Annotated in this window: 27 protein-coding genes, 1 other RNA gene and 1 riboswitch; of the genes, 8 read left to right on the top strand and 20 right to left on the bottom strand. The window is 67.0% G+C overall.

Features of this window, described 5'->3' with window-relative positions:
• Positions 1-288: 288 nt before the first annotated feature.
• Entirely contained in the window at positions 289-2,409 is a 2,121-nt protein-coding gene (gene uvrB, locus F9Z44_RS09560; protein ID WP_236574312.1) for an excinuclease ABC subunit UvrB, read from the bottom strand.
• On the bottom strand, positions 2,363-2,737 hold the full coding sequence (locus F9Z44_RS09555; protein ID WP_159605582.1) for a DUF6172 family protein: 375 nt from the start codon (positions 2,735-2,737) through the stop codon (positions 2,363-2,365). The genes uvrB and F9Z44_RS09555 overlap by 47 nt, the downstream gene beginning before the upstream one ends.
• A 78-nt stretch (positions 2,738-2,815) precedes the next feature.
• Here F9Z44_RS09555 and F9Z44_RS09550 point away from each other — a divergent pair, with 78 nt between their 5' ends.
• A complete protein-coding gene (locus F9Z44_RS09550) occupies positions 2,816-3,418 on the top strand; it encodes a 3'-5' exonuclease (protein WP_159605580.1) in 603 nt (200 codons plus the stop codon).
• 8 nt (positions 3,419-3,426) lie between these two features.
• On the opposite strand, the gene F9Z44_RS09545 is transcribed toward F9Z44_RS09550, so the two are convergent.
• Entirely contained in the window at positions 3,427-3,639 is a 213-nt protein-coding gene (locus tag F9Z44_RS09545) for a DUF3820 family protein (protein ID WP_159605578.1), read from the bottom strand.
• A 51-nt stretch (positions 3,640-3,690) separates the two neighbouring features.
• On the opposite strand from F9Z44_RS09545, the gene F9Z44_RS09540 reads away from it, so the two are divergent.
• Positions 3,691-4,284 carry a lysophospholipid acyltransferase family protein gene (locus F9Z44_RS09540; RefSeq protein ID WP_159605576.1) on the top strand — a complete coding sequence of 198 codons (594 nt, stop codon included), beginning with the start codon at positions 3,691-3,693 and terminating at the stop codon, positions 4,282-4,284.
• A 1-nt stretch (position 4,285) separates the two neighbouring features.
• Here F9Z44_RS09540 and F9Z44_RS09535 read toward each other — a convergent pair whose 3' ends face one another.
• Positions 4,286-5,476, bottom strand: a complete 1,191-nt coding sequence (locus F9Z44_RS09535; RefSeq protein WP_442907287.1) for an aminotransferase-like domain-containing protein — start codon at positions 5,474-5,476, stop codon at positions 4,286-4,288.
• An 89-nt stretch (positions 5,477-5,565) separates the two neighbouring features.
• On the opposite strand from F9Z44_RS09535, the gene nth reads away from it, so the two are divergent.
• On the top strand, positions 5,566-6,201 hold the full coding sequence (nth, locus tag F9Z44_RS09530; RefSeq protein WP_159605572.1) for an endonuclease III: 636 nt from the start codon (positions 5,566-5,568) through the stop codon (positions 6,199-6,201).
• Between the two features lie 10 nt (positions 6,202-6,211).
• Here nth and F9Z44_RS09525 read toward each other — a convergent pair whose 3' ends face one another.
• Genes F9Z44_RS09525 through F9Z44_RS09460 form a run of 14 tightly spaced genes read right to left on the bottom strand, consistent with a single transcriptional unit; the run spans position 6,212 to position 19,774 of the window.
• Positions 6,212-6,766: a histidine phosphatase family protein gene (locus tag F9Z44_RS09525; RefSeq protein ID WP_159605570.1), complete on the bottom strand. Its 555-nt coding sequence runs from the start codon at positions 6,764-6,766 to the stop codon at positions 6,212-6,214.
• Positions 6,763-7,566: an adenosylcobinamide-GDP ribazoletransferase gene (locus tag F9Z44_RS09520; RefSeq protein WP_159605568.1), complete on the bottom strand. Its 804-nt coding sequence runs from the start codon at positions 7,564-7,566 to the stop codon at positions 6,763-6,765. Before F9Z44_RS09520 ends, F9Z44_RS09525 begins: the two co-directional genes overlap by 4 nt.
• Positions 7,563-8,612, bottom strand: coding sequence for a nicotinate-nucleotide--dimethylbenzimidazole phosphoribosyltransferase (gene cobT / locus F9Z44_RS09515; RefSeq protein ID WP_159605566.1), 1,050 nt, complete (start codon positions 8,610-8,612; stop codon positions 7,563-7,565). The genes F9Z44_RS09520 and cobT overlap by 4 nt, the downstream gene beginning before the upstream one ends.
• The gene (locus F9Z44_RS09510) at positions 8,609-10,231 is read right to left on the bottom strand and encodes a cobyric acid synthase (protein WP_159605564.1); all 1,623 of its coding nucleotides are present in this window, start codon (positions 10,229-10,231) and stop codon (positions 8,609-8,611) included. The genes cobT and F9Z44_RS09510 overlap by 4 nt, the downstream gene beginning before the upstream one ends.
• A complete protein-coding gene (locus F9Z44_RS09505) occupies positions 10,228-11,205 on the bottom strand; it encodes an aminotransferase class I/II-fold pyridoxal phosphate-dependent enzyme (RefSeq protein ID WP_159605562.1) in 978 nt (325 codons plus the stop codon). The genes F9Z44_RS09510 and F9Z44_RS09505 overlap by 4 nt, the downstream gene beginning before the upstream one ends.
• The gene (cbiB, locus tag F9Z44_RS09500; protein WP_159605560.1) at positions 11,202-12,167 is read right to left on the bottom strand and encodes an adenosylcobinamide-phosphate synthase CbiB; all 966 of its coding nucleotides are present in this window, start codon (positions 12,165-12,167) and stop codon (positions 11,202-11,204) included. The genes F9Z44_RS09505 and cbiB overlap by 4 nt, the downstream gene beginning before the upstream one ends.
• 10 nt (positions 12,168-12,177) lie before the next feature.
• Entirely contained in the window at positions 12,178-13,173 is a 996-nt protein-coding gene (gene bioB, locus F9Z44_RS09495) for a biotin synthase BioB (protein ID WP_442907286.1), read from the bottom strand.
• Positions 13,174-13,212: 39 nt separating this feature from the next.
• Positions 13,213-13,794, bottom strand: a complete 582-nt coding sequence (gene cobO / locus F9Z44_RS09490) for a cob(I)yrinic acid a,c-diamide adenosyltransferase (RefSeq protein WP_159605556.1) — start codon at positions 13,792-13,794, stop codon at positions 13,213-13,215.
• Between the two features lie 20 nt (positions 13,795-13,814).
• The gene (locus tag F9Z44_RS09485) at positions 13,815-14,576 is read right to left on the bottom strand and encodes an ABC transporter ATP-binding protein (RefSeq protein WP_159605554.1); all 762 of its coding nucleotides are present in this window, start codon (positions 14,574-14,576) and stop codon (positions 13,815-13,817) included.
• Positions 14,573-15,514 (bottom strand): FecCD family ABC transporter permease, encoded by a 942-nt coding sequence (locus F9Z44_RS09480; protein WP_159608656.1) that lies wholly within the window; start codon positions 15,512-15,514, stop codon positions 14,573-14,575. The genes F9Z44_RS09485 and F9Z44_RS09480 overlap by 4 nt, the downstream gene beginning before the upstream one ends.
• A gap of 59 nt (positions 15,515-15,573) precedes the next feature.
• Positions 15,574-16,452, bottom strand: coding sequence for an ABC transporter substrate-binding protein (locus F9Z44_RS09475; RefSeq protein WP_159605552.1), 879 nt, complete (start codon positions 16,450-16,452; stop codon positions 15,574-15,576).
• On the bottom strand, positions 16,449-17,012 hold the full coding sequence (locus F9Z44_RS09470; protein ID WP_159605550.1) for a bifunctional adenosylcobinamide kinase/adenosylcobinamide-phosphate guanylyltransferase: 564 nt from the start codon (positions 17,010-17,012) through the stop codon (positions 16,449-16,451). Before F9Z44_RS09470 ends, F9Z44_RS09475 begins: the two co-directional genes overlap by 4 nt.
• Positions 17,005-17,823 (bottom strand): ABC transporter substrate-binding protein, encoded by an 819-nt coding sequence (locus F9Z44_RS09465; RefSeq protein ID WP_159605548.1) that lies wholly within the window; start codon positions 17,821-17,823, stop codon positions 17,005-17,007. Before F9Z44_RS09465 ends, F9Z44_RS09470 begins: the two co-directional genes overlap by 8 nt.
• 7 nt (positions 17,824-17,830) lie before the next feature.
• Positions 17,831-19,774, bottom strand: a complete 1,944-nt coding sequence (locus tag F9Z44_RS09460) for a TonB-dependent receptor (RefSeq protein ID WP_159605546.1) — start codon at positions 19,772-19,774, stop codon at positions 17,831-17,833.
• Between the two features lie 78 nt (positions 19,775-19,852).
• Positions 19,853-20,102: riboswitch (cobalamin riboswitch) on the bottom strand.
• Between the two features lie 50 nt (positions 20,103-20,152).
• Here F9Z44_RS09460 and F9Z44_RS09450 point away from each other — a divergent pair.
• From F9Z44_RS09450 to F9Z44_RS09435, 4 genes are all read left to right on the top strand, one after another.
• On the top strand, positions 20,153-20,401 hold the full coding sequence (locus F9Z44_RS09450) for a DUF904 domain-containing protein (RefSeq protein ID WP_159605544.1): 249 nt from the start codon (positions 20,153-20,155) through the stop codon (positions 20,399-20,401).
• A gap of 28 nt (positions 20,402-20,429) precedes the next feature.
• Complete coding sequence (locus F9Z44_RS09445; protein ID WP_159605542.1) at positions 20,430-20,813, top strand: cell division protein ZapA; 384 nt, start codon at positions 20,430-20,432, stop codon at positions 20,811-20,813.
• Positions 20,814-20,892: 79 nt separating this feature from the next.
• A non-coding RNA gene (gene ssrS, locus F9Z44_RS09440) (6S RNA) lies at positions 20,893-21,072 on the top strand.
• Positions 21,073-21,074: 2 nt separating this feature from the next.
• Positions 21,075-21,890, top strand: a complete 816-nt coding sequence (locus tag F9Z44_RS09435) for a sulfite exporter TauE/SafE family protein (RefSeq protein ID WP_159605540.1) — start codon at positions 21,075-21,077, stop codon at positions 21,888-21,890.
• On the opposite strand, the gene rraA is transcribed toward F9Z44_RS09435, so the two are convergent.
• Together rraA and F9Z44_RS09425 are read right to left on the bottom strand one after the other, a co-directional pair.
• Complete coding sequence (rraA, locus tag F9Z44_RS09430; RefSeq protein WP_201450038.1) at positions 21,887-22,390, bottom strand: ribonuclease E activity regulator RraA; 504 nt, start codon at positions 22,388-22,390, stop codon at positions 21,887-21,889. The two genes, F9Z44_RS09435 and rraA, sit on opposite strands and share 4 nt — an antisense overlap.
• Positions 22,359-22,574, bottom strand: a complete 216-nt coding sequence (locus tag F9Z44_RS09425) for a hypothetical protein (RefSeq protein ID WP_159605538.1) — start codon at positions 22,572-22,574, stop codon at positions 22,359-22,361. The genes rraA and F9Z44_RS09425 overlap by 32 nt, the downstream gene beginning before the upstream one ends.
• A gap of 86 nt (positions 22,575-22,660) precedes the next feature.
• Between F9Z44_RS09425 and F9Z44_RS09420 the strand changes: the two genes are divergently transcribed.
• On the top strand, positions 22,661-23,113 hold the full coding sequence (locus tag F9Z44_RS09420) for an SWIB/MDM2 domain-containing protein (protein WP_159605536.1): 453 nt from the start codon (positions 22,661-22,663) through the stop codon (positions 23,111-23,113).
• Positions 23,114-23,140 lie beyond the last annotated feature (27 nt).

Raw genomic sequence — 23,140 nt, 5'->3', positions numbered from 1 at the left:
ACCCCTTCTCCGCCCACCCTGACCGCTATGGGTCGCTTCATCGAAGGCTTTCCCGACTGTTTTCGTCGAGTATAGCGTAAAAGCCTAGTGATTTGCTCGGCATCTTAAACCAAAAGACATGTTTGTCCAAGACAAACATGTCTTGACTCAAAAGACCGGAATGAGACCGAGCAGTCGCACCGGGTTGCCGAGTGAGACTTGGAACAACGCCAAATCGTTCAGACAAAACAACAAAAGCCGTCGTCTGTGCCGCGCAAGGCACGGCACAGACGACCCGGCGTTCCGCTGTCAGGCAATGTTGTCCATGCCAGGCGCCCCGAACACCGAGGCCTTGAGCCGGCCGAGTTGGTCGCGCACGCCGGCGGCCTTCTCGAACTCGAGGTTGCGGGCGTGCTCCAGCATGAGCTTCTCCAGCCGCTTGATCTCGCGCGCCACGTCCTTCTCGCTCATCTCGTCGATGCTGGCGCGGTGCGCGCTCTCGGCCGCCAGGCGATCGGCTTCCTTACCCGCCTTCTCGCTGTAGACGCCGTCGATCAGGTCCTTGATGCGCTTGTTGATGCTGCGCGGCTCGATGCCCATGGCCAGGTTGTGCGCCACCTGCTTGGTGCGGCGGCGGTTGGTCTCGTCCATCGCCTTCTTCATCGACTCGGTGATGCGGTCTGCGTAGAGGATGGCGCGGCCATTGAGGTTGCGCGCGGCGCGACCAATGGTCTGGATCAGGCTGCGCTCGGAGCGCAAGAAACCTTCCTTGTCGGCATCCAGAATGGCCACCAGCGAGACCTCGGGAATGTCCAGGCCCTCGCGCAGCAGGTTGATGCCGACCAGCACGTCGAAAGCACCCAGGCGCAGGTCGCGCAGGATCTCCACCCGCTCCACGGTGTCAACGTCGCTGTGCAGGTAGCGCACCTTCACGCCGTTTTCGGTCAGGTAATCGGTGAGCTGCTCGGCCATGCGTTTGGTCAGGGTGGTGATCAGCACGCGCTCGTTCTTGTCCACCCGGATGCGGATTTCCTGCAAGACGTCGTCCACCTGGTGGGTAGCGGGGCGCACCTCCAGTTCGGGGTCGACCAGTCCCGTGGGGCGCACGAGTTGCTCCACCACCTGGCCAGCGTGGGTTTTTTCGTAGTCGGCCGGCGTGGCCGAGACGAACACCACCTGGCGCATGCGCTGCTCGAACTCGTCGAACTTCAGCGGCCGGTTGTCCAGCGCACTGGGCAGGCGAAAGCCGTACTCCACCAGCGTGGTCTTGCGGGCGCGGTCGCCGTTGTACATGCCGCCAAACTGGCCAATGAGCACGTGACTCTCGTCCAGGAACATCATCGCGTCCTTGGGCAGGTAGTCGGTCAGGGTGGATGGAGGCTCGCCCGGCAGGCTGCCGGAGAGGTGGCGCGAGTAGTTCTCGATACCCTTGCAATGGCCGACCTCGCTGAGCATTTCCAGATCGAAGCGGGTGCGCTGTTCCAGCCGCTGCGCCTCCACCAGCTTGCCCATGCCCACCAGTTCCTTGAGCCGGTCAGACAGCTCCAGCTTGATGCCCTCCACGGCACTGAGCACCTGCTCGCGCGGCGTCACATAGTGGCTGCTGGGGTAGACCGTGAAGCGCGGGATCTTCTGCCGCACCTTGCCGGTGAGCGGATCGAACAGCTGCAGAGTCTCGACCTCGTCGTCGAACAGCTCAATGCGAATCGCCATTTCGGAGTGCTCGGCCGGGAACACGTCGATGGTGTCGCCGCGCACGCGAAACTTGCCGCGGCTGAAATCCTGCTCGTTGCGCGCGTACTGCATACGCACCAGCTGCGCGATCAGGTCGCGCTGCCCCACCTTGTCGCCCACGCGCAGCGTCATCACCATCTGGTGGTAGCTCTCGGGCTTGCCAATGCCGTAGATGGCCGACACCGTGGCCACGATGATCACGTCGCGCCGCTCCAGGATGCTCTTGGTGCAACTCAGGCGCATCTGCTCGATGTGCTCGTTGATCGCGCTGTCCTTCTCGATGAACAGGTCGCGCTGTGGCACATAAGCCTCGGGCTGGTAGTAGTCGTAGTAGCTGACGAAGTACTCGACCGCGTTCTTCGGAAAGAACTCGCGGAATTCGCTGTAGAGCTGCGCGGCCAGCGTCTTGTTGGGCGCGAACACGATGGCCGGGCGGCCCAGCCGCGCGATCACGTTGGCCATGGTGAAGGTCTTGCCCGAACCGGTCACGCCCAGCAGGGTCTGGAACACTTCGCCGTCGTTGACGCCCTCCACCAGCTGGCGGATCGCCTCGGGCTGGTCGCCAGCGGGCGGATACGGCAGAAACAGCTCGAACGGCGAGCCGGGAAACCGGACGAACTCACCCTCGGCGGGTGGCCCGTTGTCCACCTCAAGCAGCGGGGTCTTCGGAGGTGTGGGCAGTGTGATCGGGGGCATCGGCGGATTGTGCCGGATGGTCTTCTTTGGCGCTGGCGCCGGGCGGGCGCGCCTGGCGAACACCAGGTTTGGCCAGGATCTCCACATAGGCCTCGGTGGCACCCTCTTTCGCCACAGTGTCCAGGTGCCCCATCAGCGCTGAAAGGTGAATCGACTCGGCCACCTCTTTGGTCAGGCCAAAGCGGCAATCGAAGTCCAGGAAGTCGACACCCTCGGGCAGTTCGCGACGGCGCTCGCGCTTGAGGTATTTGCGGATCTCGTGCTTGACCGCTTCGAGCACACGGTCGCGGTGACGGCCTTCTTGGGTCAGGGGGAAATTTTTTCTCATGGCGGTCGGGCGCGCGTGCGGCGCTGAGTCTGGGTACGAAGGGCGCGATTATGCGCGCCGGGGTATCCTGAACCGCACATGACAACCCGCGAACAACACCCCACGCCCAGCAAGGACGAGATCGCCCTGCTCGAACCCTTCGAGCGCCTCGGGCTCGACCGCATCGTGCTGGTGCAAACAGCCTCGCAAGCGCGCGAGGCCTGCGCCGAGCTCGCCGACCACGCCGTCTGGGGCTTTGACACCGAGTCCAAGCCCACCTTCTTCAAGGACCAGGTCTCCGACGGGCCGCACATCGTGCAGCTCGCCACGTTGCAGCGCGCCTGGGTGTTCCAGTTGCTCGACCCGGGCTGCCGTGATCAGGTGGCGGCCCTGCTGGCCAACGCAGACCACGTCAAGGCGGGCTTTGGCCTGGGCGACGACACGAAACGCATCGTCGCCAAACTGGCGGTGGAGCCCGCTGCGGTGCTGGAACTCAACACGGTGTTTCGAGAACGCGGCTACCGCAAGGACATGGGAGTGAAGGGTGCAGTGGCTGTGCTGTTCAACCGGCGCTTTCTCAAGTCCAAGAAGGCTGCAACCTCCAACTGGGCCAACCCGCACCTGAGCGAAGCGCAGTTGGTGTATGCGGCCAATGACGCGTGGGCAGCCGGGCGGGTGTTTGAGATGCTCGGTTTGCGCTGAAGGCCCCGTCAGCGCCGGCGAAGCGGCGTGAGCAGGTCCCCCAGGCCGTTGTGGTCGATCTCGTGCATGAGCTGCAGCAGTCGCCCCACCTCGCTTCTGGGAAAGCCCTCGCGGGCGAACCAGTTGAGGTAGTTGCCCGGCAGGTCCGCGATCACGCGGCCCTTGTGTTTGCCAAACGGCATTTCCACGGTGAGCAGGCGTTCCAGGTCTTCGGGTTTCATGCGGAGGCATCGTAACGCCGCCCGTGCGCCCTCTCGCCGATACTGGGCATCATGCAACGCACGATCTTCACCACGCCCGTCGTCAACTCGCTGCTGCGCGCGTTCTCGATCGGCTTCCTCAAAATCACCGGCTGGCGCGTTGAGGGCGCCCTGCCCGCCCACGCCGCCAGGAGCGTGCTGATCGCCGCACCCCACACCAGCAACTGGGACCTGCCCTACACCTTGATGGTGGCCTTCGCCCTGCGGCTCAACATCCGCTGGATGGGCAAACAAAGCATCTTCCGCGCGCCGTTTGGCGGGGTCATGCGCTGGCTGGGCGGCATCGCGGTCAACCGCGAGCAGTCCACCAACCTGGTGGCCGCCTCGGCCCAGGCCATCCGCGACGCCGACGGCCCGCTGCAACTCATCGTGCCGCCCGAAGGCACGCGCAGCAAGACGCGCTACTGGAAGACCGGCTTCTACTTCATCGCCCGCGAAGCCCAGGTGCCCATCGTCATGGCCTACATGGACTACGAGCGCAAGATCAGTGGCCTGGGCCCGCTGTTCGAGCCCACTGGCGATGTGGCCGCCGACATGGCAGCCATCAAGGCGTTCTATGCCCCGTTCAAAGGCAAGAACGCGGCGCAGTTCGAGTCGACCGACTGAATCAGAACGCCTGGGCCAGACGGCCCACGCCTTCTTCGATCTTCTCCAGACCCACGGTGGCAAAGCTCAGGCGCAGCGTGGCGGCATCGGGGTTGCGGGCGTAGAACGGCGCGCCCGGCACAAAGGCCACGCCCTTGTCGATCGCGCGCTTTGCCAGCTCGGCGCCGTCGGCCACTCGGCCACCCGCACCGGTGAGCCGAGCCCAGATGAACAGTCCGCCCTGCGGCTGCACGAACTCGATGGCGTCGCCCAGCTCGCGCTTGAGCGCCTGGCCCATGGTGGTGGCGCGCTCGGCGTACACCTGCCGCACTTTCGCCAGCGTGGCGGGCATGCGACTGGCCTTGAGGTACTGCGCAGCCGTGGCCTGCGCAAAGGTGCTGGTGTGCGCGTCGCTGAACTGCTTGCACATGGTGGCTTTGGCCAGCAGTTCAGCAGGACCCACCATCCAGCCCACGCGCAAACCGGGTGAGAGGACCTTGCTCAGCGAACCACAGTGCACCAGCCGCTCGCGGCTGCCCGGCACCTCGGCGCTCAGGGCCAGCAAGCTGGGTGGTGGCGCATCGCCAAAGTACAGATCGCCATAAGGATCGTCTTCCACGATGAGCGTGTCGTGCTTCACCGCCATCTGGAGCACCGCCTTGCGCCGCTCCAGGCTCATCAGCGCGCCGCTGGGATTGCCGAAGGTGGGGATGAGGTAGACGAACTTGGGTTTGTGTTCGGCAATGAGCCGCTCCAGCGCGTCGGTCTGCGTGCCTTCGCCGTCCACCGGCACGGTGATGAGTTCGGCGCCGTACAGGCGAAAGCACTGGATGGTGGCCAGAAACGTGGGGCCCTCGACGATGACCTTGTCGCCGGGTGAGATCAGCGTCTTGCCCAGCAGGTCCAGGCCCTGCTGGCTGCCCGTGGTGACGATGAGGTCGTTTGCGCTCACGCCGCTGTTGCCCTTGCTCGCCATGAAGGCCGCGAGCTGCTCGCGCAGCGGCTGGTAGCCCTCGGTCGCGCCGTATTGCAGCGCGCCGCCCGGCTCTTCAGTGAGCGCGGCGTTCACCGCCTCGCGGATGCCGTCCACATCAAACAGTGCGCTGTCGGGGAAGCCGCCCGCGAAGCTGATGATGCCGGGCTTGCCCAGCAGCTTGAACAGTTCGCGGATGGCGGAGGTTTCGACGTTGTTGAGGCGGTCGGCGAAGGGAATGGTGAAGGGCATGGTGGGGTCTCGTCGGGCAGGGTCGCGAAAGAACAAGCCCGCATTGTCCCCAAATCCGCGGCGCTAGACTCGCCGGCATGACACCCGCCCAGATCGAAATCTTCTTTGCCACCCTCAAGGCCGCCAACCCCAACCCGCAGACCGAGCTGGAATACACCAGCGTGTTCGAGTTGCTGGCCGCCGTGCTGCTCTCGGCGCAGGCCACCGACGTGGGTGTGAACAAGGCCACGCGCAAGCTGTTTCCGGTGGCGAACACGCCGCAGAAAATTCTCGATCTGGGTCTGGAAGGTCTGGAGGCGTACATCAAGACCATCGGCCTGTACCGCAGCAAGGCCAGGCACCTGATGCAGGCCTGCCGCATGCTGGTGGAGCTGCACGCTGGTGAAGTACCGCGCACCCGCGAAGCACTCGAAGCCCTGCCCGGCGTGGGCCGCAAGACCGCCAACGTGGTGCTCAACGTGGCCTTCGGCCAGCCCACCATGGCGGTGGACACGCACATCTTCCGCGTGAGCAACCGCACCGGCCTGGCACCCGGCAAGAACCCGCTGCAGGTGGAGACGCAACTCATGAAACGCGTGCCACCCGCCTACGCGGTGGACTCACACCACTGGCTGATCCTGCACGGGCGTTATGTATGCCAGGCACGCAAGCCGCTGTGCCCGAAATGCGCGGTGGCTGCGTATTGCGATTTCAAGGACAAGACAAAGGCCTGAGCGCCGATCTTCAGAAGGACAGCGACGTCCACCCACCCGGCTCAGGCGCATCCTTCGGCCACTCGGCCGCGTCGCGAATGTGCACACCCCCGCTGGTCACGATGTGTTGCACCGCGCGGATCACGCCGGCGTGCGTCACCCACACCACGTCGGTGCTGGTCGCGGGGCGCAGATCGCCCAGCGCGGCGGCCACGCGGTGGAGCAGCATCTGTGTGCTCTCGGCGCCACCAAAGCGGTGGTGCGCGAAGTCGGCCATCCAGTCGTCGAACGCGTTGCGCGGCATGGTGTCCCAGCGCTGCAGTTCCCAGGCGCCGAAGTCCATTTCGTTCAGGCGTGTGTCCATGCGCGCGGCACCCAGATCGGGCCGCTCAGCCTGCAGCGCGCCGGCCATCTGCTGCGCGCGCAGCAGGCCCGACACCCACACCGGCGTGCCCGGCGGTGGCAGCGGCGCGAAGGCCTGGGCGGCCTGGCGCGTGAGCGCGGCATCGGCTGGCACGTCGCTCGCGCCGTAGCACAGGCCTTCGGGCAGCAACACGCGCGCGTGGCGCAACAACCAGAGCTTCATGCGATGGACAGCGCCAGCCCCAGGTAGAACAGCACTTCGCTCACCTGCTGCGTGGCGCCCAGGCCGTCGCCGGTGAAGCCTTGCAGCCGTCGCTGCAACAGGCGCCACATCCAGGCCAGGCCGATCAATGCGCCGAGCACGGCCTGCGCCCACGGCGCATCGGGCAGCAGCCACACCACCAGCGCCATGGCCAGCCCCCACCACAGCAGGCCCGCCAGCAGGCCCGTGTTGGACAGGCTCTCGGCCAGCGGTTTGCTCTTGGATTGCGGGGTGTCCCCCACATGCGGCAGCGTGCGGATCACGAGCAAGGGCACCGTGCGCGAGGTGACGTGCGCCGCGAACAGCGCCACCACCGCGAGCCACGCGTTGGCTTGCGCCAGCAGCGCGAGCAGCGCCACCTTGGCCAGCAGCGCAAGCACGAGTGCGATGGCGCCGAAGCTGCCGATGCGCGAGTCCTTCATGATCTCCAGCGCGCGCGTGCGGTCCGCGCTGCCGCCCAGCCCATCGGCGAGGTCGGCCAGGCCGTCTTCGTGAAAGGCGCCGGTGAGCAGCACGCCGAACACGGTGCTCGCGATGACCGCCACCCAGGGCGCGGCGGGCACCACAGGCAACAGCGCGAGCAACCCCCACAACACCACCGCTGTGAGCCCGCCCACCAACCAGCCCACTCCGGGGAAATGCGCCGCGCTCGCGCGCAGCATGGCCGGGCTGAAGCCCACCCACGCAGCCAGGCGGCCCGTCACCGGGATGCGGGTGAAGAACTGAAGTGCCAGCAGGAAGTGGCGAGCGAATTGGCTCATGCGCGCGCGGGGGTCGCCTCGTCGCTGCGCGACACCCCCGCCGCTTCAAAACTCGCCATCTCGCGCAGCAGCGCACACGCGCTCACCAGCAGCGGCCAGGCCAGCGCCGCGCCCGAGCCTTCGCCCAGGCGCAGGCCGAGGTCCAGCAGCGGTTCGGCCTTCAGGTGGGCGAGCATGAGGGCGTGGCCGCGCTCGCCCGAGCGGTGGGCGAACACGCAGCGCTGCAACACATGCGGCTGCAGGTGCGCGGCCACCAGCACGGCCGAGGTGGCGATGAAGCCGTCGACCACGATCACGCGCCGCTCCTCGGCGGCCTGCAGCACCGCGCCGACCAGCGTGGCGATCTCGAAACCGCCGAAGGCGGCGAGTGCGTCCAATGGGGTTTTGGCATCGGCGTGGCGCGCCAGCACCTCGCGCAGGATGCCGATCTTGCGATGCACCGCTGGTGCATCGAGCCCGGTGCCGGCGCCGGTGACCTCGGCCACGTCCAGACCACCCAGGCGCGCGAGCAGCATCGAAGCCGCTGAGGTGTTGCCGATGCCCATCTCGCCGAGCAGCAAGGCGTTGCCGGGCAGGCCCTGCAGTACCTCGCGGCCATTGGCGATGGCCTGCGCGCACTGCGCCGCGCCCATGGCCGGGCCTTCGAGCGCGTCGGCCGTGCCGTGCGCGATCTTCTTGATGATCAAACCGTCTCTGGCCGCGAAGTCGTGTTTCACGCCGCAGTCCACCACCATGAGGCCGATGCCGTGCTGGCGCGCGAGCACACTCACCGCCGCGCCGCCGGCGAGGAAGTTCTCCACCATCTGCCAGGTCACGTCGCTCGGGTAGGCCGAGACGCCGCGCGCAGCCAGGCCGTGGTCGCCCGCGCACACCAGCATCTGCGGCGCCTGCAGCAGCGGCTGCGCCGTGCCCAGGATCAAGCCCATGCGCTGCGCCAGGGCCTCGATGCGGCCGAGCGAGCCCAGCGGCTTGGTCTTGTTGTCCATCGCGCGCCGCAGGGCCTGGGCGAGTTCGGGCTGGGTGATGTCGGGGATGTTCGTGTTCATGGTGCGATGAGTTGGTCGAGCACGCCGGGCTCGAAGTGGGTTTCGATGAAATCGGCCAGGCCGTTGAACACGGTCTCCAGCGTAGGGGCGGTGGCGCCAAACAGCGCGTGCAGCACGCGCGGGTCTTCGAACAGGCCGTGCAGATACACACCGAGCACGTTGCCCGCTGCGTTCTGCCAGCCCAGCCCGTTGGGCAGCACCTCGCGCGCCACATCGCCGCTGGCGGCCATGGCCGGGTGTTGCGCGGTCTGGCCGTGGTGAATTTCGTAACCGGCGGCGGCCACGCCCGAGAGCGCGGCCCACGCGCCGTGCAGGGCGCCGAAAGCGGTGTGCGTGTGGCGCACGGTTTTCTGCAGGTCGAACTGCGTCACCAGCGGCAGCAGGCCCAGGCCGGGGGCGTTGCCCAAATCCATGGGTTCTATGCCATGCGTGTCGATGAGTGCCTCGCCCAGCATCTGCAGCCCGCCGCACACGCCCAGCACCGCCCCGCCCTGCGCGGCGTGTGCGGCGATCGCGCGGTCCAGGCCCTGCGCGCGCAGCCAGGCCAGGTCGGACGCGGTGGCCTTGCTGCCGGGCAGCACGATCCAGTCGGCCCCCGCGCAATCGGCGGGGGTGCGCGCCCAGACCAGGCGCACGCCGGGCACGTTCTTGAGCGGCTGGAATTCGTCGAGGTTGCTGATGCGCGGGTAGGCGATGACGGCGAAGGTGCGAAAGCCCGATGCCGCGTGCGGGGTTTCGCCGCCGGGCCGCCCCAAGGCGAAACCAGCCCCCTCGGGGGGCAGCGCACCACGCGAAGCGGGAAGCGTGGGGGTCATGTCGAAGACACCGTCCTCCTCGGGCAGTCCGTGTTGCCACCACATCGGCAGCGTGGCCACGGTGGGCACGCCGGTGAGGTCTTGCAACATCTGCGGCGCGGGCGCGAGCAGGCTGGCGTCGCCGCGGAACTTGTTGAGCACGAAGCCGTGGATCAGCGCGCGCTCCTCGGCGGGCAGCAGTGCCCAGGTGCCGTAGAGGTGGGCGAAAGCGCCGCCGCGGTCGATGTCGCTCACGAGCAGGCAGCGCGCCCGCGCATGCAGTGCCACGCGCATGTTCACGATGTCGCTGGCGTGCAGGTTGATCTCGGCCGGCGAGCCCGCGCCTTCGATCACCACCACGTCGTTCTCCGCCATCAGCGCATCGAGCGCTGCGGCGATCTGCGGCCACACGTGCAGGCTGCGGCCGCGCCACGGCATGCTGGACAAGGCCTCGTTCACCTGCCCCATCAGCACCACCTGGCTGCGCATGTCGGCCTCGGGCTTGAGCAGCAGCGGGTTCATGCGGACTTCGGGCTCGGCCTTGGCTGCGAGCGCCTGAAAGTACTGCGCACTGCCGATCTCGCCGCCGTGCGCCCAATTTTCCGCTGGGCCGCCCCAAGGAAAATCAGCCCCCTCGGGGGGCAGCGACCCGCTTGAGCGGTGGAGCGTGGGGGCAACAACTCTTGCGTTGTTGCTCATGTTCTGGGCCTTGAACGGAGCGACCTTCAGACCCATGCGCGCGTAGTGCCGGCACAGCGCGGTGGTGAGCCAGCTCTTGCCCGCGCCGCTGGTCGTGCCCAGCACCATCACACAGCGCGCGGTCATTCGAACACCTCCGCGCGGCGCAGCGCGGTGCCCAGGGCAGCCTGCGCCTCGGGCGGCAACACGCCCAGGCGCCAGTGGCCCGGCAGGCCGAAGGACGTGGTGTCGCGCAGCTTGATGCCGGCCGCGCGCAGGGCCGGCGCGTCGAGCGGGCGCGGCGGCGCGGCGCAGAAGTAGTTGGCGTCGCCGGGCAGCACGGTCCAGTCGAGTTCGGTCAGCAACTGGCGCTGGCTCGCGCGCCATTCGCGCAGGCGCTCCAGGCTTTGAGCCAGCCAGTCCTGCGCGGTCGGCGACACCCAGGCATCGAGCAGCGCCACAGCGTGCGCGCCCAGCGGCCACGAGGGCGCCAGCTGGTCCAGCGCACGCGCCTGGGCCACGGCGCGCTCGGGCGCGATGGCGTAGGCGCCGCGCACCCCCGTGAGTCCCATGGCCTTGTTGGGCGTCCAGAGTTGCCACACCTGCCGCAGCGCTGCCGCCTCCAGGCCGCAGCGGCCGCTCAGGCGCAGCGGCTCATAGGCACGGTCAAGCACCACCTGAGCGCCCGAGGCGACCACGCTCCGCGCAAACGGCTCAACCTCGCCGAGCGGGCTCGAAGGCTCGCACAACCAGGCCAGGTGGGCGCGTGCCGGGTCGCGCACACGCTCGAACTGCCAGGCCTGCGCTGCTTGCGCATAGTCGCCATACGCCAACACAGGCAGCCAGACCTGCTTGCCGCCGTTGCGCGCCACCCAGGCGGTGAACCGACCGATGAACTCGCTCGCGCTGCCAGCCAGCACGATGCGCGCAGCGTCCACCGCGTGAAAGGCCGCGAGCGATTCGCGCAGGGCCGTGTACGAGGGGTCCGGGTAGGGGCGTGCATCGGCGCGCTGCACGGCGGCCAGCGCGCTCGGGCACGGACCACTGGCGTTGGCGTTGGTGGAGAAATCCCAGCGCGGCACGCCCAGGGCGTCGGGCCCGCCGTGTGTTGTGGTGGTCATGGTGTGATCCTCCAGGCCAGCACGGCCCACAGCAGCGCGGCAGCGCCGAGCAGGGCCACCACGCGGCCCGCCAGCTGCAGCGCCTGCGCGGTATCAACTGCCTGCGGGCTTCGTCCCGCGCCATGCAGTTCGTACACGCCGGGCTTGCCCAGCCGCACGTCAAGCGCCAGGGCCATGGCCGCCATGGGCCAGCCGCTGTTGGGCGACGGGGTGCGCCGCGCTTGTGCCGGCAGCTTGTGCAACCCACCCGCCGCGCCCAGCACACCGAGCAACACACCCGTGATGCGCGCAGGCAGCCACGACAACACGTCGTCAGCGCGAGCAGCCCATTTGCCGGCCCAGGTCCAGTCGCGGCCACCGCGCTCGCCACGGTAGCCCCACATGGCGTCGGCGGTGTTGGCGAACCGGTAGAGCGCGGCGCCCGGCAGGCCGGCGATGGCGAACCAGAACAGCGGCGCGACCACCGAATCGTTGAGGTTTTCGGCCAGCGACTCGATGGCGCTTTCGCGCACCTGCGCGGCGTCGAGCGCGCTCACGTCACGGCTCACCAGCCACGCCAGCCTTGCGCGCCCGGCCGACAACGATTCGCCCAGGGCAGATTCCACCGCCCGCACCTCGTCGCACAACATGCGCCAGGCCATCAGCGGCTTGAGCAGCAAGCCCAGCGCGAGCGCCTGCGCCCACCCGTTCCAGCCGGCCATGGCGTCTACCAACACGATTGCAAGTGCCACGAACAGCAACGCACCAAAGCACCAGGCCACAGCACCCGCGACGAAGTCACGCGCCGCCTGAGGCTCGACGCCTTCAGCGGGCGCCACGCGCGAACCCATGAAGTTCAGGTAGTGCCCCATGGCCACAACAGGGTGCCAGCGCGCGGGCGGCTCGCCCAGCGCACGGTCCAGCGCCAGCGCCACCAGCACCGCAAGCGGTGTGGCGATGCCACTGGGCCAGACATCGAGCATGGTGGTGGACTCAGCCGCGCCGCGCCCGCAGGCCCAGCTTGGCCAGCAGGGCCATGTCGGCCGCCACGTCGGGGTTGCCGGTGGTGAGCAGCTTCTCGCCATAGAAGATGGAGTTGGCACCGCCCAGGAAACACAGGGCCTGCACCGCCTCGCTCATCTGCTGGCGCCCGGCCGACAGGCGCACCCGCGCGCGCGGCATGGTGATGCGCGCCACCGCGATGGTGCGCACGAACTCCAGCGGGTCCAGGTCGGGCTGGTCGGCCAGCGGTGTGCCCTGCACCTTCACCAGGTTGTTGATCGGCACCGACTCGGGATAGTCGGGCGCGAGGTTGGCGAGCTGGGCCACCAGCGCGGCGCGCTGGCGGCGCGACTCGCCCATGCCCACGATGCCCCCGCAGCAGACTTTGACGCCCGCGCCGCGCACACGCTCCAGCGTGTCCAGGCGGTCCTGGTAGTCGCGCGTGGTGATGACCTCGCCGTAGAAGTCGGGCGCGCTGTCCAGGTTGTGGTTGTAGTAATCCAGGCCGGCGTCGCGCAGGGTCTCGGCGTGGCCCTCGTTGAGCATGCCCAGCGTGGCGCAGGCCTCCAGGCCTTCTTCTTTCACGGCGCGCACCAGCTCGGCCACGGCGTCCACGTCGCGGTCTTTCGGCGCGCGCCAGGCCGCGCCCATGCAGAAGCGCGTGGCACCCGCCTGCTTGGCGCGCTGCGCGGCTTCGCGCACAGCGGCCACGCCCATGAGCTTGCCGGCTTCCAGGCCGGTGTCGAAGTGCACCGACTGCGGGCAGTAGCCGCAGTCTTCGGGACAGCCGCCGGTCTTCACCGACAGCAGCGTGGCCAGCTCCACCTCGGTCGGGTCGAAGTGCTCGCGGTGCACGGTTTGCGCGCGGTGGATCAACTCGGAGAACGGCAACTCAAACAGCGCGGCGACGTCGTCGACCGACCAGCGTTCGGTGGTGGCCGCGGCGGGCGTGGCGCGTGGCACAAGGCGCACGGGTTGTTCGTTCAGGGTGGTCGTGGTCATGGTTTTCTTCTTTCGGAAACAGAGTCAGTCTTCAATGCCGCGCTGGGCGGGAATGCCCGCCTTGAACGCGTGTTTCACCAGGGTCATTTCGGTCACGGTGTCGGCCAGCTCGATGATCTCGGGCGGGCAGCGCCGTCCGGTGATGACCACGTGCACATGGCGCGGACGTTCGCGCAACGTCTGCAACACGTCGTCGAGCGGCAACCAACCGTAGATCAGCGGGTAGGTCAGCTCGTCGAGCGTGACCATGAAGTATTCACCACCCAGGATGGCTGCGCGCGCCTTCAGCCAGCCATCTCGGGCCAGTTGCGCTGAATGCTCGAGGTCCTGGCTCTTCCAGCTGAAGCCGTCACCCAACCCCTCGATCGGCAAGCCGAGCTGCTCGAAGATGCGGTGCTCACCAAAGCGAGCGCTGGGTACCTTCATGAACTGGAAAATCTTCACCAGCTTGCCGTGCACATGCGTGCGGCCGAACGCGCGCAAGGCCAGACCAAACGCCGCCGTGCTCTTGCCCTTGCCGTCGCCGGTGTGGACGATCACCAGACCTCGGCGCTCACCCTCGGGTTTGTCGTAGCGTTTGTCGGTGGGGGGTGATTCGATCTGCATGAACGGACTCCAAAAAAAATTCAACGCGGCAGCGCCACCCACTGGTCGCCCAGCGGGTGAATGGCGATGCGGTGGTCAAAAACCTCCTCCAGCGCCTGGTGGGTCACCGGGTCTTCGCAGGCGCCCTGGTGCGCCACACGGCCCTGCGCCATCACCACCATTTGGTCGGCGTGCAGCGCCATGCCGATTTCGTGCAGCACGCTCACCACGGTCTTGCCTTGTGCCACCAGCGCGCGCACCAACAGCAGCCAGTCGGCCTGGTGCGGCGGGTCCAGGTTGGCCAGGGGTTCGTCCATCAGCATCACCTCGGCCTGCACCGCGAGCAGGCGCGCCAGCAGCACTCGCTGGCGCTCGCCGCCCGAGAGTGCGCCCAGCGGCCGCTCGCGCCAGTCCCAGGCCTGGGTGGCGCGCAGGGCCTGCTCCACGGCCACGCGGTCGGCGTGCGATGGTGCAGCGAGCCACGGTTGGTGCGGCAGGCGCCCGAGCATGGCCACGTCCCACACGCTGAGATCGTCCGCACCCTGCTCGCCCTGCCCCAGCCACGCCAGGCAGCGTGCGCGCTCGCGGCCGCGCCATTGGGCCGTCGGGCGATTCATCAGTTGGACGCTGCCGCTGTGCGGCAGCAGGCCGGCCAGCGCCTTGAGCAGGGTCGACTTGCCAGCGCCATTGGGGCCGACGATGCTGGTCCAGCAACCGGCGGGCAGGACCACGTCGATGCCGTGCAGCACGGGTGTGCCGCCGAGCGCAACGCCGATGCCGACGGCCTGGATGGCGGGCTTCACAAAGCGCCCCCCGGCCGGCGGCGCCGGTGCATCAACCACAGCAGATAGCTGCCGCCGAGCACAGCGGTGAGCACGCCCACGGGCAGTTCCTGCGGTGCGATCATCCAGCGCGCCAGCACGTCGGCGGCCATCAGCAGCAGGCCACCCATCAGCGCACTGAGCACCAGCAGGCGGCCGTGTGTGGTCTTCACGATGGAGCGCACCAGATGGGGTGAGGCCAGGCCCACGAAGGCGATCAGGCCGGTCTGGGCCACGGCCGCGCCAGTGGCCAGCGCCAGCACGGCCACCAGCACGCCGCGCACCGCCGCCAGCGGCAAGCCCAGGCTCAGCGCCGTGGCCTCGCCCAGGGCCAGACCGTCGAGCACACGGCCCAGCGAAGCCGCCACCAGCACGGCCACCAGCAACATGGCCGCCATCACGCCACACGCCGCCCAACCCACGAAACCCGTGCTGCCCAGCATGAAGCCCTGCATGGCCTGCAAGGTGTCGGGCGAAGCGATGGTGACGAGATCGCGCCCGGCACCCAGCACCACACCCACGATCACACCCGCCAGCAGCAGGCGCAGCGTGTGCTGCACGCCCCGGGCCAGCGTCAGTGTGAGCACCACGCCGAGCACCGCGCCGGCAAAGGCCGCACCGGTCAGACCCAGGCGCACCAACCACTGCGTGGCAAACGGCGAGGTGCCGAACAAGGCTAGCGCCAAAGCCACACCGAGCGCCGCGCCCGATGCACTGCCCAGCAAATAGGGATCGGCCAGCGGGTTGCGGAACAGCCCCTGGGCGACCGCACCGGCCAGGCCCAGCAGCCCGCCGGCCACCCACGCACCCATCGTGCGCGGCAGCCGGATGTCCCACAGGATCTGCCACGCCACCGGATCGTTGCGCGCGTTCAGCACACTCTCAAAGCCGGTGCTGCCCACGCCAGCGCCCAGCAGCATCACGGCCGCCGCCGCCAGCAGCAAGGCGCTGGCGAGCCAGAGGCTGTGGCGGGCGCCGCTCACCGGAGTCCTTTTTCGCTGATGCAGCGCGCCATCACCCGCGCGGCTTCGGCCATGCGCGGACCCGGGCGCACGAGCACGTCGGATTCGGCCTCGGTGAACACGCACACGCGCTGCTCGCGCAAGGCCCGCATGCCCACCCAGCCAGGGCGCTGCTCCATGCCCTGCACGTTGCGGGTGCCGATCATGATGAGGTCGGGGTTGGCACGCACCACGTACTCGGGGTTGATGCGGGGAAACGGGCCGAGGTCGGGTGTGACGATGTTCTGCACGCCCAGACGCGCCATCATCTCGCCGATGAACGATTGCGTGCCGGCCGCATACCCGCCGGCGCTGACCTCGTAGTACACGCGCAGCGATCGCGCGCCGGGCGGCAGCGACTGCGCCGCGGCCGCCACACCCGCATCGATGGCGCGCCAGATGCGGTCCGCATCGGGCACTTCCAGCAACTGCCCCAGCTTGCCCATGACACGCTGGGCATCCGAGGACTTCTTGGGCTCCAGCGCCAGCACCTTCAGGCCAAGCGCCTCCAGCCGCTGCACACCGCGCGACGACGTGGCCATCAACACCACGTCGGGCCTGAGCGCCACGATGGCTTCGATGTTGGGATCGATTCCGCCACCGGTCTGCGGCAACTTGCGCACCGATGCAGGATGGTTCGAATAGCGGTCCACGCCCACCAGCCGGTGGCACTGGCCGAGTTCGCACACGGTCTCGGTGAGTGACGGCAGCAGCGAGACGATGCGTTGCGGCGACTGCGCCAGCGTGACCGTCACGCCGCGGTCGTCCGTGATCTGAATACCGGCAGCGTGCAGCGCGCCCGTGCAGGCCAGCCATGCGGCGGCTGTCAGCCAACGTCTGATGGCGAGGTGTTTCATCCGGGTTCCTTCAATGTCAATGGCAGGCCGGCGGCCATGAAGGTGACGCGTGCGCACGCAGCCGCCACCGCCTGATTCAGGCCACCGAGCGCATCCACGAAATCACGCACCTCGCGCCCCAACGGAATCACACCCAGGCCGATTTCGTTGCCCACCAGCACCACGGGGCCCTTGGCCTGTTCGATCGCCTGACACAGCGCCTTCGTCGGCCCCTGGGCGTCCAGCGGCACGCCATGCGCCGGCATCAGCAGGTTGGTGAGCCACAGCGTGAGGCAATCCACCACCACCAGGGTCTGAGGCGAGCTGTGCTTCTGCAGCACCTCGGCCAGTGCCACGGGTTCTTCCACCGTGACCATGCCGGGCACGCGCACCATGCGATCGCGCTGGTGGCGTTCGATGCGCTCGCGCATCTCGTCGTCCCAGGCCTGGCCGGTGGCGATCAGCACCGCGCGGTGCGCCACGGTGGTGTCGAGCCAGCGCCTGGCGATCATTTCGGCACGGCGCGACTTGCCGCTCTTCTGGCCACCCAGGATGAATTCGCTGCGGGCGATGTCAACCATGCTCGCCCATCCAGTCAGAAACGATGCGCTGCATCTGCGCCACACCGTCGGTGAGCGCAGCGGGGCCGGGCTGCAAGATGTCGGCCGACTTGATCTCGAACAGCTGGTCGGTCCTCACCGCCGCCACGTCCTGCCAGCCCGCGCGTGCGGCCACTATTTCGGGCCGGAACTTCTTGCCGCACCACGAGCCGATGACGATGTCGGGGTTGCGGCGCACGATCTCGGCACCGTCCGCGATGATGCGGTGCTTGCCCAGCGACTGCGTGGCCAGCTCGGGGAAACAGTCGTCACCCCCCGCAATGCCCAGCAACTCCGACACCCAGCGAATGCCGCTGATGTGCGGCTCGTCCCACTCTTCAAAAAACACCCGCGGGCGGCGCTTGCCCTGCGCCTGCAATGCCTTCACCGATTGACGAATGCCGTCAAGCTGCAACCGGTTCGCCTCGATCCAGGCCAGCCCGGCATCAGCGCAACCCACCATGGCCGCCACCTGGAACAGCATGGAATGGATCTCCTCCACGCTGCGCTGGTTGAACACGGTCACCTGCACGCCCGCGCGGATCAACAGGGCCGCGATGTCGGCTTGCAAGTCGGAAAAGCCGAACACGCAGTCAGGCTGCAGCGCCAGGATCTTGTCGATCTTGGCGCTGAGGAAAGCACTGACCTTGGGTTTTTCCTCCCGCGCCCGGCGTGGGCGCACCGTGTAGCCTGAAATGCCGACGATGCGGCTCTCCTGCCCCAGCAGGTAGAGCCACTCGGTGGTTTCCTCGGTGAGGCAGACGATGCGCTGCGGGCCAAGCGAGGGCGTCATGGCAGCATCAGAACGACACGCGCAAGGCGGCCGTGAAGGTGCGGCCAGCTTCGGGGTAGATGGACGTGGTCTGCCCGCCCGCGCAGCCGAACGCCTGGGTGTAGTAGTCACGGTCGAACAGGTTGTTCACACCGAACGACAGTTCCATATTCTTCACCTGCACCGCGTAACGCGCATCCGCCGTGGTGTAGGCCGGCATGCGGCAGACGTTGGCGAAATCGGGATGCTGCGAGCCAACGAAGTTCACACCACCGCTGACGCGGTGGCCGGCCAGCGGCACCCAGTCGGCGCGCAGGGCCAGCGTGCGGCGCGGCGCCAGTGGCACGTCCTTGCCGCTGTAAGGTCCGTCCCGGAAAGTCGAGCGCCGCAACGCGACCCGAGCGCCCAGGGACAGCGTGTTGCTGAGTTTCCAGTCACCATCGATTTCCAGACCCTGGCGGCGGGTCGGGTCAAAGTTGATGTTGGCCCCTCCCATCGGTCCAAGAGCAAGGCGGTCGTAGCCGATCTCGTCGGTCAGGTTGCTGCGGTATAGGCGAGCTTCAAGCTTGTACTCCCCACGCGCCCAGCGCAGCCCCGTTTCCAGGTCGCGTGAGGTCTGCGGACGGATGGCCACCGCCGGGTTCGTGAAACTGAACTCGTCCACGTTGGCCAGTCGGAAGCTGTTGCCCACGCGACCCCACACCGTCGTAACGCTGCTCAGCGGCTGACTCACACCCAGCTCCCAGGCGGTTTCGCGCTCGGACAGTCTGAAGAGCGCGAAACCGTCGTCAACGCTCTTGTCCAGTTTCTCGGTGCGCACGCCAGCGGAAAAGCGCGTTCCGCTGGCTAAGGTGAGATCGTCCTTGAGGTACCAGCCGCGAGAGGTCTGTTCTGCCACGGACGATCCAAAGGTGCCTCTGACGTCGCGATCCCATTCGCCACGATCGTGCCCCACGACGAAGCTGTTCTGCATGCCGGCCCAACGGCTCACGTGTCTCGCCTTGAAAGCAAGTTGTCGCGCATCGACGTCATACCCATAAACATAGGTAGGCTGCACCGTATCAAGCGATTTTTCACGCCAGCCGGCGTCCACGCCCAACTGCCAGTTGCCGAGCATGGCTTCGCCGAACACGCCGCTGCGCTCGTTGCGAATGCTGGCGCGGTCGAAAGGGCTGTCGGTCTGGCGAGGATTTGCGGCGTATTGGGCTGCATCAAGCGACCCCGGCAGCCCGGTGTCGAGGGCGTCGCGGTCGTGGCGCAAGCCCAGGCGCACGGTGTCGTTCGACCACTGGGCCGTGAAACCTGCACCATCGGTCTCGGAACGGAAGTTGTCCCGGTGGTTGTCGGTCTCGCGGCGCTGACCGTGCAAGTCCAGCGAAAAACCGCCGCTGGCTACCGTTGCGTTGGCGCGCAGCTCGCGCAGGGCATTGCTGCCCACGGCGCCATACAGGGTGGCGCTGTTGCGTCGCGCCGTTCCATTGCCGGCCTTGGTGGTGATCACGATCACGCCACCAGTGGCACCCTCGCCGTACAGCACCGAGCCGCTGCCGCGCAAGACCTCGATGCGCTCGACCGAATCGATCGGAATGCCCGCCAGCCGCGTGCCGCCCAGATCGGCCTCGTTGAGGCGCACACCGTCAAGCACCACCACCTGGTTGCTGTCAGACGTTGTGCCAAAACCTCGGAGGTCCAGCGCGTAATCGCCACCACCGTAGGAGTCCTGGCGGCCCGGCACGCCCAGCAACTTCATCACCGCTTCGTTGACAGTGCTGGCACCCGATGCACGGATCTGGTCGGCGGAAATGACACTCACGCCCAGCGGCAGCGACGCGAGTGGCTCCGCAAAACGCGTGGCGGTGACCACGGTCTCTGACAGGTCGCCCGATGCGACGGTCTGGGCGTGGGAAGGCAACGCGGCCAGAACGGCCAGCGCCAACGCGGCCGATGGCGCGCGCAAGATACAGTTTTTCATGGTGAAGAAACAAGAGACAAAGCTCTCACCGCCTTCCCCGACGGTGCCTGAGCGTCACGGCAGCGCGGCCATTGCCAGACGCACCACCACCTTGTTGGCCGGTATCCGGGCTGACAGAACAACCTTCATCGCCTTCCCAGACAACACGGCGGTTGTCCAGTGGCTGCGAGATGAAAGCGGAGTGGCCTGATCTGCGTCAGGTCTCTCGTCTGCTTACCGTTGCGGGGGCAGCGCAGGTTAGGTTCGTCCTTGTGGACTCTCCCTCCTGCTTCCCGTTGAACTGCGGCATGTGAACCACACCGCGAGCACCAACAGCCGGCATTCTAAGCCGCACCGGCCTGGGGCAACCCTACAATGCGAAAACTGCGAGTCCCCACCATGGCCGATCCCAAGCACCTTGACCAGATCACCGAGCGTGTCGAACGCCTGCTGCTGCGGCATGAAGAACTGCAGCGCACCAATGCGCTGCTGGTCGAACAGGTGCACGCGCTGCAGGCCGAGCGCGACTCGCTCAAGTCCCGCCTGATGGCAGCACGCGCACGCATCGACGCGCTGCTGGAGCGCCTTGCACCGAGCCATATTGACCCGGCCCATGCCCCCACCGACAGCCACAAGGATCGCGCATGAGCGCAGTGCAAAGCATGGAGGACATCCGATGAACAAGCCAGGCAGCAAGCAGATTGAGGTTCAGATCATGGGCCAGAGTTACCTGCTCTCGTGCCCGCCCGGCGGCGAGTCCTCGTTGCTCGACGCGGTGGAGCGCGTGGACACCGCCATGTGCCGCATCCGCGATGCGGGCAAGGTGAAGGCACGTGACCGTATCGCCGTGCTGGCCTCGCTCAACCTCGCCTTTGAACTGTCACAGAAAGAAGCTGAGAGCTTTCAGGCTTCTTCATTCGGGCAGGCCGACAACAGCGCGTTCGCCGAGGCCGGTGGCGCGTTCGACCATGAGCCGCTGGACCCTCAGACCCAGGCCCGCGTGGACGAACTCATGCGCCGCCTCGATCAGACACTCGACAAGGATGGGCGCTTGCTCTGAGTCCCCTGGCGCCGTCCGTCACTGCGGTCTCTTTTCTTTTCCGATGGCCCGCACGGGCCTCGCGCAGCACCTACAATTTCCCTGTCTGCAGTGCGCGCCGGGCTTTATATTTCCTTGAACCAATGCTCATAGAGCCCGGGCTTGGTACATTGCGTGGCTGGCGTGAGCGTCTCGCGTCAGACGATCCCAAAGCCACGCTGCCCTTGCCCACCTGAACCCCGGTTCAGGATGCCGGTCCGGCGGCACTTGCAGACACCTTTCATGCCTTTAGATCCCCTGTTGATTCTTGAGTTGGCCGTGCTCGGCCTCGGTACCGGCTTCCTCGCCGGCTTGTTGGGAATCGGTGGAGGCATGCTCATGGTGCCCTTCATCACCTTCATCCTCTCGACCCGAGGTGTGGAGGCCGATCTCGCCGTCAAGATGGCCATCGCCACCTCCATGGCCACCATCATCTTCACCTCCATATCCAGCGTTCGCGCGCACCACAAGCGCGGCGCCGTGCGGTGGGACATCGTCAAAGGGCTCGCTCCCGGCATCGTGCTGGGTTCGATGATCGCCAGCCTGGGTGTGTTTGCCCTGCTCAAGGGCAGTTGGCTCGCATTTTTCTTCGCCGGCTTCGTGAGCTTCTCCGCCACGCAAATGCTGCTCGACAAGAAACCCAAACCCACACGCACCATCCCCGGCACCCCCGGCTTGCTCGGCGCGGGCGGCGTGATTGGCTTCCTCTCCGGCCTGGTCGGTGCGGGCGGTGGCTTCGTGAGCGTGCCGTTCATGACCTGGTGCAACGTGACGATCCACAACGCCGTGGCCACCAGCGCGGCGCTCGGCTTTCCGATTGCGCTGGCCAATGCGGTGGGCTACGTCATTGCAGGCCAGGGCGTGCAGAACCTGCCAGCGGGCGCGGTGGGCTATATCTACCTGCCTGCGCTGGTGGTGATTGCCTGCGTGAGTGTTCTGATGGCGCCGCTGGGTGTGAAGGCGGCCCACGCCCTGCCAGTGAAGTCGCTCAAGCGCGTGTTCGCCGGCCTGCTCTACCTGCTCGCCGCTTACATGCTGTACAAAGGGCTGACCGCTTAAAGCAACGCGCGGTCAGCCACCACAATGCCGTCTTCGTCGGCATAGAGCCAGTCTCCTGGTCTCACCCACACGCCCTGAATCTGCACCGCCACGTCGCGCTGGCCTTCGTTGCGTTTTTCGGTGGGCAGCGGCATGGGTGCCAGCGCTCGAATGCCGGTCTGGCAATTCGCAAGTTCAGCGATGTCTCGCACACAACCATCCACCAACACGCCAGCCCAGCCGTTGCGCGCAGCCGCGGCGCCCAGATTGCCGCCCAGCAAGGCACGGCGCAGCGAGCCACCTCCATCGACCACCAGCACGCGGCCCTCACCCGCGCTGTCCACCGCTGCCTTGACCAGCGAGTTGTCTTCGAAGCACTTGACCGTGACCACCGGCCCGCAGAATCGTTGCACCGCGCCGAAATTGCGGAACACGGGTGGCAGCACGCGAAAGGCCCCAGAGCTCTCGTTCTTGTGGGCATCGCACAGGTCACAGGTGGCAAATGATGGTGTGTTGGTCATGGCAATGGCTGTCGAAAGTTGGAGCGCGGACAGTGAGGAAAACAGCGCCGCATTTGAGCAGATGCGCCCGCACGCCGCGCCGCCTGTGGCTCTGCCTGCAGCGAAGTGTTGTTTTCCCCGCCAAAAAGCTGCTTTCCCCCTCTGAAAACGAAGAAAAAACCGCGCTGCCCACCTTGGATTGCATGTGCATCTCCATTAGCATCCGAGACACCGGTGTGAAAGCGCGTTTTCCGCTGGGAAATAAGTCAACTTCTAGAAGGAAATTCAACCATGGCAACTGCGAAAAAAGCTCCCGCGAAAAAAGCGGCCCCGGCCAAGAAGGCTGCTGCTCCGGCAAAGAAGGCAGCTCCTGCCAAGAAAGCCGCGGCACCTGCCAAGAAGGCCGCTCCTGCGAAGAAGGCTGCTGCTCCTGCAAAGAAGGCAGCTCCTGCCAAAAAAGCTGCACCCGCCAAGAAGGCAGCTCCCGCCAAGAAGCGCACGCCCAACGCTGCCTTCATGAAGGCACTGACCCCCAGCGCCGCTCTTGCCGCCATCGTGGGCGCCAGCCCCCTGCCACGCACCGAAGTCACCAAGAAGATCTGGGACTACATCAAGAAGAACAAGCTGCAGGACTCGGTGAACCGTCGCATGATCAATGCCGACGCCAAGCTCAAGGAAATCTTCAAGAAGGCCCAGGCCTCCATGTTCGAGATGACCAAGCTGGTCAACGACCACCTGAAGTGATCCTGGCTTTCGCACCCTGTCGGGTGT

It is taken from the genome of Hydrogenophaga sp. PBL-H3 (assembly GCF_010104355.1).
GTDB lineage: Bacteria > Pseudomonadota > Gammaproteobacteria > Burkholderiales > Burkholderiaceae_C > Hydrogenophaga.
This window is presented reverse-complemented; position numbering and strand designations above follow the sequence as displayed.